Source organism: Azotobacter bryophylli, from assembly GCF_042643485.1.
Lineage (GTDB): Bacteria > Pseudomonadota > Gammaproteobacteria > Pseudomonadales > Pseudomonadaceae > Azotobacter > Azotobacter bryophylli.
Genome location: NZ_JBHRSJ010000029.1, coordinates 144,301 through 156,899 on the forward strand (window position 1 = coordinate 144,301; position 12,599 = coordinate 156,899).

Consider the following 12,599-nt stretch of genomic DNA (forward strand, 5'->3'; position numbering starts at 1 on the left):
AGAATCGCTCACAACAAGATCTAACTCAGGACTCTCTTAAAAAGATTTTTCTATGCCAATCTTAGTTCGAACCCCCGAAGAAATTATGCGAGAGGATCCCAAGGACCTCTACTTTATCGAGTTTGCTAGCGTGAGCGGAGAAATATTTCCACTCAATCCGCTGGGACATATTGAGAGTGGCCGACACCCAAACCCGAACGATCCGCCAGGTCGTGCAGAGTTGCTGGCATGGTTGGAAGAAAACTTACCGAATATGGAAATAGAGCCTCTTGCTCCTCATGAAGACTCCCACATCATTAGCGGCGGAGTTCTCGGCCGACTGCGTTTGGACTTTGACGAAGAAAGTTTGAAGGCCTATGTTCAGCGCTGGGAGGATGAAAAAGGAAAACCTCTAGATCCACGATTTGCCTGCTATATTCTGAGTTACGAAAAAATGAAGGATAGTCTCTAGAGATGGTCTTATATGGTGCCTGAGGTGCTGCGTAATTTGCATCAGACAATTAGCGAGGTTTTTGCGAAATTTCCTGAGAGCTCCGCTGTCTGTATGAAACTACGGCTGCGTTCGCTTGGCAAAGTCATTTTTATCTGCGTGGTTCAAGGTGGTAATTTTCCGCATAAAAATATACTTGCCATTCGCAGACAAAGGTAGGCGCCAAGTCACCTCAATTTACAGTAAGAAGTTTGAGGAATGCAGATTATCCCAATGTCAATTATCCGGAGTTTCTCTGCAGTTTTCGTGAGGTAACGACCCGCCTGCGAAGACAGACGACTCTACTTTGGCGAACGCATCGATTGCCTCCAGGCTGTAAAAGCTGCGGTAACGTGGTGATTGCTGCAGTCGGCGTAACTTTTCGATGGCGACTTCGTGGATATTTGCAGATGCACTCTTCGCGTCAATGGTCATGTCTGACTCCTCATCCTCGCCCCAGCATCGTAGAAAATTGGAGTGTCAGCAAGTTGTATCGACCGTGTTAGCCTCTAAGCGTCCAACAGGAAATCAGGTTACCATCTTGCCTCACATGGAATCCCGATAGAAACCCAACCTCAGATGAGCACAAACTCTTGCCGTTGACTGAGGATGAAATCCTCAGTCAACGGCAAGAAATCGTCCACAAGGGCGCTGATTGGCGCCGCTATGATCGTGCGAAAACCCTGCTGCTGTCTCGCGGTGTGCCCGCCAGAACAGTGGTCGAGGAACAGGGTATCTGCAGAAAAACGGTTCATGAGCTTCGTCAGTCGTGGCTGGACAAAGACCCGCATCGAAAAGGCGCTCCCAGCAAGCTGTCAGCCTACTTGCCGACGATTGAGGGTTGGGCACAATCTGCACCGATGACAGTCAGCAATGTGCAGAAGCGCCTGGGTTCCAGCGACCACCCAGCTTGTAGGTGCCCATGACGCTGTCTAAAGTGTCCTTGTAGACTTCGCGGTCGAGGTGCCATGAGCCAGACCACTGCAACCGGTTTACTGATAGACCCCGTACTCGATGCGCTCGAGATAATCCTCGATGGCCTGAAACCCCGCGGGGTTATCGATAACGTCCAGCGGCACATCGCCGTCCAAATATTTGCAGGGACGGCCAAGCCATTCTTCGGCCAGCGTCTGAGTGCCGAACACATTGATCGCGTGCTGGAGGGTCATAGCACTCTGTTGGGGATTGAGGTGTGCTGGCTGCTTAATGCTTTGGCGCTGAATATTCCTGATGGACTTGCCCATGATGCGGCTCATGATCTTCTTCGTCGAATATAGATCAGAAGGATAGCTCGTTAAATGGAGTTTGACTTCGCTGAAGCCGTGAAGCTGGTCTTCGAGCAGGGACTGAGCCAAGGGGAGGCCGCCAGGCCGGGGGACGTAAAGCCTGCCCCAGGGGCGCGCACACTGGCCGAGCTAGAGGCCGAGAACGCCTGATTGCGCAAGGAGTTGACCGAGGCTCGCATGGAGCGCGATATTGTAAAAAAGGCTGCGGCGTACTTTGCTCGGGAATCACTGCCCGGTACGAGTGGATAGAAGAGCATCGGCACACATTCCCGGTAGCCGTAACCTGTCGAGTGCTGAAGGTATCCCGCGCGGGTTTCTACGGCTGGCGTGGTCGCCCTGCCTCAGCACGAGCGCAGGAGAACGAGCGACTGAAGGTGGCGATTCGAGTAGCCCATACTCGGACACGTGAGACCTACGGAGTACGCCGCCTGCAACCGGAGCTGGCGAAAGACGGCTTTGTTGCCGGACGTGACCGTATCGCCCGTCTGCGCCGTGAGCTTGGCCTGTGATGCCGACAAAAGCGCAGATTCAAGGCGACCACTCATTCGGCGCATTCGCTACCGGTGGCAAAGAACGTGCTGGGCCAGGTATTCGAGCCAACCCGCCCCAATGAGGTCTGGGCGGGCGATATCACCTACATCCCTACCGATGAGGGGTGGCTGTACCTGGCTGGCCTGAAGGACGTATTCACCTGTGAAATCGTCGGCTATGCGATGGCAGATCGCATGACCACCGAACTGGTGAGCCGGGCACTGTTTCGGGCCGTTCAGCACAAGCGCCCTTCACCGGGGCTTGTCCACCATACCGATCGTGGAAGCCAGTATTGCGCCAAAATCTGTCGTGGCCTACAGGAGCAGTTCGGCATGGTCACGTCGATGTCACGCAAGGGAAACTGCTTCGACAACGCACCGATCGAGAGCTTCTGGGGATGCCTGAAGAACGAATTGGTATACCACCGCCGCTTTGCCACCCGAACCGAGGCCGAAGCCGAAGCCGCCATTAGGGAGTACATCGAGATCTTTTATAACCGCCAACGTCGCCACTCGCGGCTTGGCTATTTGGCCCCTGCTGAATTCGCCAACAGGTATCAGGATTCGGCAGCGGCCGCTTGAGACGGGGCTGTCCGTCATTGACAGGACACCTCACCCAGAGCCGCAGTGTTTCAGGCGTACAGCCGATCTTGCCGGCGATGGAGCAGATGGCTGCCCACTGTGATTCATGCTCGTCCTGATGCTCGCGAACCATGCGTACGGCGCGCTCGCGGACTTCCGGGGAGTACTTGCTGGATTTCTTCATGGCTCCATCCTCTCAAAGGTTGGAGCCTCCGGGAAAGGCGGGGCTGTTCATGCCACAAGTCCGTCCTCTACATCTATTTAGAACCGCCGGGCATCGGCGAGAAACGCTCCTCTATGCCTCCGAGAGCGGCTTCGGTCACCTCTGATCAATTGATACTGCTTTCCAACCCCAACAAGAGCGCTTCATGTTGTAGGTCAGTACGGCGGTGCCGGATACTTTCTGATCATCTTCAATCTGGTGCTTTGCCAATAACTGAGGGGGGAGAAATATTTCGTTTGGCGTAAAGCCCATACCGTTAGATACACGCACCTGTTCTGAAAAGGTCTTTTTTAAGAGCTCGCTTGGCTTTTTATCGGTCGCCCGAGCGAGCAGAACTCGGTACATGGGGCCACGCTTTGAAACGTAACGAGCAAGCCTTACCTCGATTGCGTCGCCCTCTGCAAAAGCTCCAGGCAGTGCTGACATGGGGATTTCGCCATTAACCTCTCGGTCGACAATGTAGCGAATGACTTGTTTCCCCTCATTAACGTTGTTTACAACGCCTATTTTTTCGGAAAAAACGTCCCACGGCGTTTCGGTGTGCCGGCTTTCTAGCACGAAGAAATTGAATCGTTGATCTTCATCAAACTCGCCCTTGACCCTTACTGCATCGCCCGGAGTCAGTTTCATACGACCTAGCTTTGACTCTGGAATGGATATTTCAGTGGGTATAGACGACGTTTTTAAGAACACTTTACGTTTCGTCTTATCCTTTTTGCCATCCTTGCCGGGGACAATAAATGTGTCGCCAACATTGGCATCAATCCAAGGCAAATCATTAAAAAGCAGCACCTCAGCTGCTTTCGCATTAGTTCGATAGTAATCCCGGTTGGATGCCTTAGCCTGCGTATTGGAAAACCACGACTGCGAGGCAATCTCTGCGATGGACACGGGGATTTTTTTCCCCTCATGCTCCTTAGATTGAAGAATGGCCTCTATTTCATGCTTGGCTGCGGCATAGTCATTAACTTCCAGCATGCGCTGGGCGACTTTTAACCTGATTTTCCCCGTGAATTTATCTTCAGCCGGGCAGGTCAGTGCCTTGCAATAGCAGCCTAACGCGGCGTCCCGATCCCTCTGAGAAACAATTTCACCAAGCAACCCCCAAGCCCAATAGTCATTTGACTTCGCCTTGGTGACTGCAATTCCAAAGGCCAATGCCTCCTCGTGCCGGCCCAGTGAGAGAAGCACTTTCGCCTTGTTCAGTTTGAGGAACACATTGTCAGGGAAACGTTCGATGGCCAGATCGATGAACAGCAGCATGTACGCCTGTTCTTCAGCCTTCTCAGAGGAGGCGGCTTCCTTGCCCGCGTGCAGGATGGCCTTCTCAGCCAATGACGGATATTCCTTTCCATCCTCAGCGCGGTAGCGCTCGAAATCCTCAGGACGCAGGTACTTGAAATTCCACTGACGGGAAAACGCCAGCATGCTGAGTTTGTCCTGGCCGGCCAGTTTTGCGGCCAACTGAAGTACGCAGGAGTGGAGAATAGACGGCTTGTCGAGGTCAAGTTTTAGGTAGTCGCTTAAATTGCGTTTGACCGCTCCAAGGTTAAAGTTTTCGCCAGCCATCAGCTCCTTGGCGTGCTTGTACAGTTCCCATCCGAAGCTGGTCTGGATTTCCTGATCGGCGTCACCATTCGCCCAGACCTTGCGGTAAATGGCTATGGCTTCTGCATGCCGGCCATTCTTGCTCAGCGCCTTCGCTTCACTGATCTTCTGGCCGAATGGGTTGCAGAGCGATAACGCATTGCAAATGCCCTTGGTGAGGACATCGTCAGATGGATCGAACTCGATACTTTCCAATTGCCTGCGGTAATGGGGCAGGTTCTCCGTACTGCCATTCTTGACGTCGCGCTTGATGAGGTCGATCAAGCACCAGCCGAATGCTTTTCGATCCCAGGCATCAACCTGCGGGGATGCCATCAGTTCAAGAGCCATCTTGTAGGCCTCGTCGATGGCTCCTTCTTTGCGCTTGGCGAATACCTCCTTGCTGGTAATCACTCCTTCATTCCTTCTGTAAGGAGCTGGCCAATTTCTCCTGCCAATGCGCCGGGAGAGCATGCGGTTATCACCGGCTGGCACCTCGTGAATTGGTCCCTGCCGTTGTACCAGACATCGTAAACGGCAACCTCGCTGTCCCTGGAAAAGCTGTAGCGCTGGCACCATTGCTGTTCGACGACTCTCTGAACAGTGATACCTCTTGCGTCACACAGTTTGAGAACCTTCTCGTGAAAGTCGTTGAGGAACTGCTTGGCGAAGTGCGCACCCGCGACGGTGGATGCACCGCCCGCTACAAGCGGCAGCCCCTTGAGAGCAGAAAGCAGTGAAGTCAGCTCGACACCCAGATCCGAGAGGTAGGGGGCTGCCACTCCGGTAACCTTGTTCCTGCCGTTATAGGTGACATCTATACGGGCAGACTCCGCTTCGCGCTTGAAGTGGTAAACTTCTTGGTATTGGTGGTGAAAGACGTCCTCGATGGTCACGCCACGGCCATCAATTAACTTACGCACTTCGGCCAGCAACGAGAGCAGTAACGTCGCACCAGCGGGGATGCCAAAGGTTTCGGACTCCCCCGGAGAGACAGCCGCAGCAATAGGCGACGGGGCAACGGGGGCGGCGGCTTCTTGTGACTTTTCTGCGCTGAGCATCGCCAGAGCGGGGTTCGAAACCATTTCGATGCCGCTCCATGGCTGGATGTTCGGCGGGTCGAGCAGATACAGGCAGCGCGCAGTTCGCGTGATCGCCGTGTAGAGCCAGCGAAAATAGTCGGCCGTCAGCTGGCTTTGGTGGCTTTTGCATTTCACAAACACGTTGTTCCATTCACTGCCCTGGGCCTTGTGACAGGTAATGGCGTAGCCGAATTTGAGCCTCAAGGCGTTGAAATACGGATCCGCCTTCAAGGCGTGCTTGAACTCCGTACTCTTCCTTTTCAAGTCCGGGTTGCGGATGCAGAAGTCGATGTAGAGAGCCTTATGCTCGTCTGAGGAGAGCGCCGGCTCCTTGCTATACAGCAGATCCTCGATGATCTTGGCCGGGAAAAACCGGGGGCTGCCATCAAGATCCCTGAAGCCGACAACCACATCCTTGAACAGAAGAGAAACGGGTATTTCCTCTAGCGAGCCGGAGTCGGGATTTTTCCTTTTCAAGGTAACGGCCCGCTTTTCGGCGGCCCCGAGCACTCGACGTATCACGCCGAAATCGCCGTTGGAGATGAACATCCCGTAGGCATCGCTATTGGTGACAGCCATCACCTTGTCCCCCGGCATCACTTCCTCGCAGCCGGGGAAAAAGTGCTCGCGAATTTTCCGGTTGTAGTCGCCTACGTCAGAGTTTGAATGGGCGATGACGATGGATTCCCCATTGATCTTGCCGCCGCAGGACTCGAGGTAACGCTGCAATAGCGCCTGATGTTCCACCTTCTCAACATCTGGATAGTCGAAATCCATTGTCAGGCGATTGAACACCTTGGCTTCTAAGGAAAGACGCAGCGGCAGTGCGTTGGCGATGACTCCGCTTGCCGATTTCTGTCGCACCACCTCCGACAACTCGTACCCGGTGGCACGCGCGTGGTGATGGCGAAACAGATAATCCGCGTCTAAAGCAGGTGAAAAATTCATGCCCACCGGTGGAAGCTGTGCGTCGTCGCCGATGAAAATCACTTTCTTGCTGTGATCGTTATGGTCCAGATTCACAAACTTGAGAAAATCGGCCAGCAGGTAACCCGTGCCGAAGCGGAAAAACTCAGCTTCCTGGTAGATATCGGCCACCATCGACGCCTCATCGACGATGTACACCGTATCGGCCGAAAGGCTGTTGACCGCCAGTTGCGCGTAAAACTTGAAGGTCTCGGTGCCGTCGGTGTCCTCGTCGCGATACTCGGCAATATCGTCGAACGAATAGATGGTCTTATGCAGTGTGTAAGCAGGTGATTGGGTTTTGCTGGCAATCACCTTCGACGCCTTGCCGGTGGGTGCGGCGAGTACATAGTTGCGGCCAATCGCCCGGAAATACTCGGTCAGCCCCTTGGTGATGAAGGTTTTGCCAGTGCCCGCATAGCCTTTGAGGAGGAACACGCTCTCCGTCTTGCTGGCGAGGAAGCGCTCGATCTGATTGACCAGCTCAGCCTGCCCGTTGGTCAACGTATAGCCGGCAAATGCGTCGTGAATGGTGAGATACCGACGCGTGTTCGTGGCGTTGAAATCGATAGTGTCCCGGGCCTGAGCCGAGGCGCATTTGAAATCATCGAGCCTGGCCTGATCTGGTACTGGGGTGATTGACGCGGCTCCCGCTTGAGCCGCTTTCTCTGCAGCTTCCAGGCGGCTCAACTCGTCTTTCGCCAAGGCCAACTGCTCGGCACGGTCTTCTGCAGGACTGCCCTGCTCCGAGACTTCGACAGGCGCCGTGAACGGCGGATAGCTGTCGACAGACTCACCGCTGTAGGTCTTGTAGAACCACTGGCCGATCAGATACGCATCCCCAATCAGGGCAAGCGAGACGCTGGCGTCGATAAAACCGCCATGGGCGGCTTTATTACCGATCATTCGCAGCGCGTGCAGCTTCTGCAGCACGATGTCGCCTACCACCTCTTCAAAGGCTGGGTATTTGAGCTTCTCGAAGAACCCATCGCTCGGCTCAAAGGGCAGGCGTAAATCTCGGTAGAGCACGCCAACCAGCACCTCTGCAAAGCAACGGAGTTTGATGGCGGCGGTGTGCGGGTCGGCAAACACATAGCGCTCTGCAAGCGAGGCATGCTGATACAGCTCAGGCCAGCGAGACTTCAGCAGCACAAAGTTATCCGAAACCATTCATTTTCCTTACACGACCGGGCGACTGCCTTACGATCAATCGTTTCCCTTAGCATCCCGACGCGCTACAGGATGCCGCATGCGCCCTAGGGTCTGTTGACGCTTTGCACGAGAGGCAGAAGGAGGGAGAGCAAACCCGCAGAATCAAGGTTTCCACACCGAAGATCATGCGAGTTTGCAATGCCCCGACTGACGCTCAGCGACGAGCTCTGGTCGAAGCTGGAAAAAATTCTCCTCCAGCACGCCATCTACCACAAGCCCGACCTGCGCCTGACCGTCGAGGGCATGCTCTACCGCATGCGCGTCGGTTGTCAGAACATAGGAAGCGATGATCTCCTTCTCGCCACCGCTACCGCCCTGGGAGCCTGTTCGGGTTTCGATGACATCTTTGCTCTCACGATCGATCACCGAGACCGCGAACTCCAAGCGGAAGCGCGGATCCAGAAGCGCCTTTGTAGTGGTCACCCTCGACCAGCCCGTAGCCCGCTCATCTAGCTAGGGATCAAAATCGACTTCGCTGATTTCGTCTTTTGTGCCCGAGATAGCCAACCTTGAGTGTCAGTAGGTGCTGTAAACTGCTAACAGAACAAATGGCTCAACTCCCCGCGCCGCGCAGTCTAGAGCCATTTAAAGCCATTTTCGGTCAGCCACGATCCCTGTACCGCATTGGCCTCCGAAGGGGGGTCGTGGGTTCGAATCCCGCCGGATGCGCCACATACCTGTTTCTAGCTGTCTCTAACAGTCTCCGAAACACCCTGAAAAGCCCGCCCTGTGCGGGCTTTTTTGTTTCCGGTCGTCTTTGCCTGGCGCATGTTCATATGCGACGGAAAGCTCGAGCCGAAGAATATTCACCGCCCATCGTTTGATCTGCAGACTCAGATCTGCGAATCGTTCACTACCGTAAACTCACGAGCTGCCACTTGACCACGCGGAAGAGCCCATCAAGTGGCGACTCAGGAATCACTGCAGCCCGACCGGCAGGAATTTCGTGGCCCCGCCGACATCGTCGATCTTCTTGATCCGAAATGCCTTCTGGCACGTTTCGTTTCTCGTATTCGGGTCGGGACAATATTTGGATAGAAACTCATTGAACGTCATATCCGCGCCGTTCACCGTCAGGATGCGCTGATAGTATTCACCCTGGATACCTTGCGCCTGACGCTGCTCAGTGATGGCCGAGTCGACGACCAAGCGGCCGCGCAGATCGACGGCCGGAAACTTCTCTTCCTTTTCGCCGCACCCGGCCAGAGCAAGACCGGCCATAGCGATAAACCAATAGCGGTTCATAACGACTTTCCCTCAATAAACAAACGGCCCCGGCGCATGCACCGGGGCCGGCTCGTGTCGGCTTATTCGAAGAGCTTCTTCGAGCGATTGACTTCGGCCTCTCCCGAGTCCTCAAGCAGAGACTTGGCCCCGGAAGAAACATTGCGAGTGGCATCGGCCCCCGATTGGATGACATCGGTGTGCGCCGCGCTTTCCCGCAGTTCCGCGTCGATATACTCGTTCGAGCGGGCCGCTTTGGCCTTCAGCATCTGAAGTCTGAGTTTCGCTTCTTCGAGCTGCAGTTCGCGCTGGGTATCTTCGTATTGCTCGTCTCGTGCACGGAGGCGCTTTTCTTCCCCCGCCTGCTCCAGGCGAAGCCGCTGTTGCTCTTCTTGCCTGGCCTTTTGCACTTGCCTGGCCTTCTGCTCGGCCGCCAGTCTTTCCCGGCGAAGCTTTTCTTCGCGAGCATCCTGCTGAGCACGGGCCGCGTCGGCCTGTCTTTGCCTTTCGGCCTGAGCCGCAGCCTCCGCTCTCTTGTTATCCATCTCGACGCTATGGATCTGATCGAAAGGACCGGCAATGCCGTGACCGGCGACAAGAGCGAGGGTCGAAGCCAAAACTATTCGACGCATGTTATGACTCAACCCTTCTTGGCCGACGCGGGGCATTTCGCATTCGGCTGGATGCGAGTCTCGTTTTCGGTGGTCTTGACCATCAGCGAGATCTCACCCGGAGTGAATTCGCACACCCGGCCTACCTGCGCGGACGTATAGATCTTTCCGTCTTCCGAATAGCCGATCAGTACGCCTGGCACCAAGCTCGTGTCATTCACCAGAGAGCCCGCGAGCGCTCCCGCCGCACCGCCGCCCACACCGGCCGCTACAGCCGTGCCGGTGTTCCGGGTTGCGCCGAGTGCCGCACCGCCCGCGGCGCCCAGCAGACCGCCGACCATCATCGCGGTGTTCTTGTTCTTCTGGTTGCTGACCTTAATTTTCGTTTCCGAGACCGTAATGATTTTGACGGTCTTCGCTTCTTGCTGCAGGTTCACCTGGCTGCTGTCGAAAACGTTCGCCTGATATTCCTCGCCGCTCGTCTGGCAACCGGAAATCGCTGCGCTCAATGCCAGCAATACCATTCCTTTCTTGAACATTCTTTCTTCCCCCAACTGCGATAAATAGAACTAACTACTTGATTTTTAAAGTAAAAATATGATATCAAATTGATATTATAACAGCCCACCCAACCTAATCCACGCCCTGCTGCGAAAAAGCCGGTGCCGTCTCGCCCGGCGAACGCCATCCGCCCGGGGCGCCGACGCCTGATTCGGATGGCCCCCTCACGCCCATCCGCTCTCCAACCGCGACAATCGCCAAGAAAGCCCGATCCTTGCCCCCGCGCCCATGCTTCTCGACGTCTTGCCGGCGCCGGGTCTCGTGCCCGGTTGCCGGCAAGGATCACAGTTCGAATGATGGCATTATGCTATTTTGGTTTCGCAATACTTGCCGTGATTGAAATCAGTCGCGGGCGTCGTCGGCATCGCTCGATGCCGGAAACCACCAGCCACCGTTTTTTTGAGGAGAGTGCCGAGTGAGAAAGGTGTCACAGGGATTGTTGTTGGGAATGGCGTCCGCAGCCGTGCTGCTGACTGCCGGTTGCGCGACGGAAAGCTCCAGGGCCTTGTACGTGCCGCAGGTCGAGAGCGTCAGTCGTCCCTATTCCGGGGTGCGCACGCCGATCGCGGTGGGCAAGTTCGACAACCGCTCCAGCTATATGCGCGGCATCTTCTCCGACGGAGTCGACCGCCTGGGCGGCCAGGCCAAGACCATCCTGATCACCCATCTGCAACAGACCAACCGCTTCAACGTGCTGGATCGCGACAACATGAGCGAAATCCAGCAGGAAGCTTCGATCAAGGGCCAGACCCTGCGCCTGAAGGGCGCCGATTTCGTGGTGACCGGCGACGTCACCGAATTCGGTCGCAAGGAGGTGGGCGATCACCAGCTCTTCGGCCTGCTCGGCCGGGGCAAATCGCAGGTGGCCTATGCCAAGGTCGCGCTGAATATCGTCAACATCTCGACTTCGGAAGTGGTCTTCTCCAGCCAGGGCGCAGGCGAGTACGCCCTGTCCAACCGCGAGATCATCGGCTTCGGGGGGACGGCCAGTTACGACTCCACCCTCAATGGCAAGGTGCTCGACCTGGCCGTGCGCGAAGCCGTGAACAAGCTGGTCGCGGCGATCGACTCGGGAGCCTGGAAGCTGCAGAACTGACCGGAAACAGGGAGTGTACGAAACATGGCTACTGCACTGATGCCGCGGCGCTGGCTGGCGGCCGCGGGGACGATCGCCTGCGTCGCGGCGCTGGCCGGGTGCTCCTCGCACAAGACGCTCTACCAATGGGAAAGCTATCAGTCCCAGGTCTACGAGTACTTCAAGGGCGAATCGCCGAAGGAAGCGCAGATCGAGGAGCTAGAGCGCGATCTGCAGAAGATCAAGGCTGCCAATGGCGCGGTTCCTCCAGGTTATCACGCGCAGTTGGGGCTGCTCTATTCGAGCCTGGGCAGGGATGACCAGATGGTGCAGCAATTCCAGACGGAAAAGGCGCTGTTCCCCGAGTCGGCCACCTATATGGACTTTCTGCTGAAGAACGCGAAGAAGGAAGGCAAGCAATGATGATGCGTCTACTCAGGCTGTGCGCCGGGCTGCTGATCGCGACGCTCGCCGCCGGTTGCGCCCAGACCAAGACGGTCGACTACTCGGCCTTCAAGCAGAGTCGTCCGCGCACCATCGTCGTGCTGCCCCCGCTGAACGAGTCGCCCGATGTGAAGGCCACCTACGGCATGCTGTCGCAGGTGACCTACCCGCTGGCCGAGGCCGGCTACTACGTGGTGCCGGTGGCGCTGATGGACGAGACCTTCCGCCTGAACGGCCTGACCACGCCGGGGGACATCCACCAGGTGTCGCCGCAGAAGCTGCGGGAAATCTTCGGCGCCGACGCCGCGCTGTACGTGACGGTCTCGAAATACGGCACCAGCTACATGGTGCTCAGCAGCGCCACGGTGGTCACCGCCGGCGCCAAGCTGGTCGATCTGAAGAGCGGTGCCACCCTGTGGACAGGCAGTGCGAGCGCCTCCAGCGAAGAAGGCAACGTCAATGCAGGCGGCCTGATCGGCATGCTGATCTCCGCCGCGGTTCATCAGATCGTCAGCAGCGTGCAGGACGATGCGGCCTATCCGGTCGCCGGCATCGCCGGGCAGCGGCTGCTGTCCGCGGGCCGGAACTCGGGACTGCTGTACGGGCCGCGCTCGCCGAAGTACGGCACGGACTGATGTCCCGCCGTGCGCGGCGCCGGCTGCGCACGGCATCGATGGGGAAAGGGAGTCCCCGGACCGACCCGCCTCGCCCCCTCTCAGCCGGCGGCCCCCGTCGGCCACACGCTTC

General features: G+C 56.5%; 12 protein-coding genes and 4 pseudogenes. 6 read left to right on the plus strand and 10 right to left on the minus strand.

The genetic code is table 11. The features are described 5' to 3' along the window. Positions 1-52: 52 nt before the first annotated feature. Positions 53-451, plus strand: a complete 399-nt coding sequence (locus tag ACFOJE_RS13695) for a hypothetical protein (RefSeq protein WP_377814946.1) — start codon at positions 53-55, stop codon at positions 449-451. Between the two features lie 255 nt (positions 452-706). Here ACFOJE_RS13695 and ACFOJE_RS13700 read toward each other — a convergent pair whose 3' ends face one another. From ACFOJE_RS13700 to ACFOJE_RS13715, 3 genes are all read right to left on the minus strand, one after another. After that, positions 707-904 (minus strand): hypothetical protein, encoded by a 198-nt coding sequence (locus ACFOJE_RS13700; RefSeq protein WP_377814947.1) that lies wholly within the window; start codon positions 902-904, stop codon positions 707-709. Positions 905-1,044: 140 nt separating this feature from the next. Then, positions 1,045-1,224, minus strand: a complete 180-nt coding sequence (locus ACFOJE_RS13705; RefSeq protein WP_377814948.1) for a hypothetical protein — start codon at positions 1,222-1,224, stop codon at positions 1,045-1,047. Between the two features lie 237 nt (positions 1,225-1,461). Further along, positions 1,462-1,812, minus strand: a complete 351-nt coding sequence (locus ACFOJE_RS13715; RefSeq protein WP_377815056.1) for an antitoxin Xre/MbcA/ParS toxin-binding domain-containing protein — start codon at positions 1,810-1,812, stop codon at positions 1,462-1,464. On the opposite strand from ACFOJE_RS13715, the pseudogene ACFOJE_RS13720 reads away from it, so the two are divergent. Beyond that, positions 1,768-2,867 (plus strand): annotated as a pseudogene (locus ACFOJE_RS13720) (IS3 family transposase). The gene ACFOJE_RS13715 and the pseudogene ACFOJE_RS13720 sit on opposite strands and share 45 nt — an antisense overlap. A 28-nt stretch (positions 2,868-2,895) precedes the next feature. Here the strand turns inward: ACFOJE_RS13720 and ACFOJE_RS13725 are convergent. The 3 genes and pseudogenes from ACFOJE_RS13725 to ACFOJE_RS13735 form a co-directional block, all read right to left on the minus strand. Next, positions 2,896-3,051, minus strand: a pseudogene (locus tag ACFOJE_RS13725) (IS3 family transposase); the annotation flags it as partial. Positions 3,052-3,186: 135 nt separating this feature from the next. Next, positions 3,187-5,091 carry a type IV pilus biogenesis/stability protein PilW gene (locus tag ACFOJE_RS13730; protein ID WP_377814949.1) on the minus strand — a complete coding sequence of 635 codons (1,905 nt, stop codon included), beginning with the start codon at positions 5,089-5,091 and terminating at the stop codon, positions 3,187-3,189. Beyond that, on the minus strand, positions 5,088-7,895 hold the full coding sequence (locus ACFOJE_RS13735; RefSeq protein WP_377814950.1) for an ATP-dependent DNA helicase: 2,808 nt from the start codon (positions 7,893-7,895) through the stop codon (positions 5,088-5,090). Before ACFOJE_RS13735 ends, ACFOJE_RS13730 begins: the two co-directional genes overlap by 4 nt. Positions 7,896-8,075: 180 nt before the next feature. Here ACFOJE_RS13735 and ACFOJE_RS13740 point away from each other — a divergent pair. Continuing rightward, positions 8,076-8,207: pseudogene (locus ACFOJE_RS13740) on the plus strand (IS5/IS1182 family transposase); the annotation flags it as partial. Here ACFOJE_RS13740 and ACFOJE_RS13745 read toward each other — a convergent pair. From ACFOJE_RS13745 to ACFOJE_RS13760, 4 genes and pseudogenes are all read right to left on the minus strand, one after another. Next, positions 8,205-8,366: pseudogene (locus ACFOJE_RS13745) on the minus strand (SbcC/MukB-like Walker B domain-containing protein); the annotation flags it as partial. The pseudogenes ACFOJE_RS13740 and ACFOJE_RS13745 overlap by 3 nt on opposite strands. Positions 8,367-8,855: 489 nt before the next feature. Beyond that, positions 8,856-9,182: a hypothetical protein gene (locus ACFOJE_RS13750; RefSeq protein WP_377814951.1), complete on the minus strand. Its 327-nt coding sequence runs from the start codon at positions 9,180-9,182 to the stop codon at positions 8,856-8,858. A 62-nt stretch (positions 9,183-9,244) separates the two neighbouring features. Then, positions 9,245-9,793 carry a DUF5384 family protein gene (locus tag ACFOJE_RS13755; RefSeq protein WP_377814952.1) on the minus strand — a complete coding sequence of 183 codons (549 nt, stop codon included), beginning with the start codon at positions 9,791-9,793 and terminating at the stop codon, positions 9,245-9,247. An 8-nt stretch (positions 9,794-9,801) separates the two neighbouring features. Continuing rightward, positions 9,802-10,311 carry a hypothetical protein gene (locus ACFOJE_RS13760; RefSeq protein ID WP_377814953.1) on the minus strand — a complete coding sequence of 170 codons (510 nt, stop codon included), beginning with the start codon at positions 10,309-10,311 and terminating at the stop codon, positions 9,802-9,804. Between the two features lie 470 nt (positions 10,312-10,781). Here ACFOJE_RS13760 and ACFOJE_RS13765 point away from each other — a divergent pair, with 470 nt between their 5' ends. From ACFOJE_RS13765 to ACFOJE_RS13775, 3 genes are read left to right on the plus strand one after another with little or no spacing between them, the layout of a single operon-like run. Next, positions 10,782-11,429, plus strand: coding sequence for a CsgG/HfaB family protein (locus ACFOJE_RS13765; protein WP_377814954.1), 648 nt, complete (start codon positions 10,782-10,784; stop codon positions 11,427-11,429). Between the two features lie 39 nt (positions 11,430-11,468). Beyond that, a complete protein-coding gene (locus ACFOJE_RS13770) occupies positions 11,469-11,831 on the plus strand; it encodes a DUF4810 domain-containing protein (protein WP_377815058.1) in 363 nt (120 codons plus the stop codon). Then, complete coding sequence (locus ACFOJE_RS13775) at positions 11,828-12,487, plus strand: DUF799 domain-containing protein (RefSeq protein WP_377814956.1); 660 nt, start codon at positions 11,828-11,830, stop codon at positions 12,485-12,487. Before ACFOJE_RS13770 ends, ACFOJE_RS13775 begins: the two co-directional genes overlap by 4 nt. Positions 12,488-12,599 lie beyond the last annotated feature (112 nt).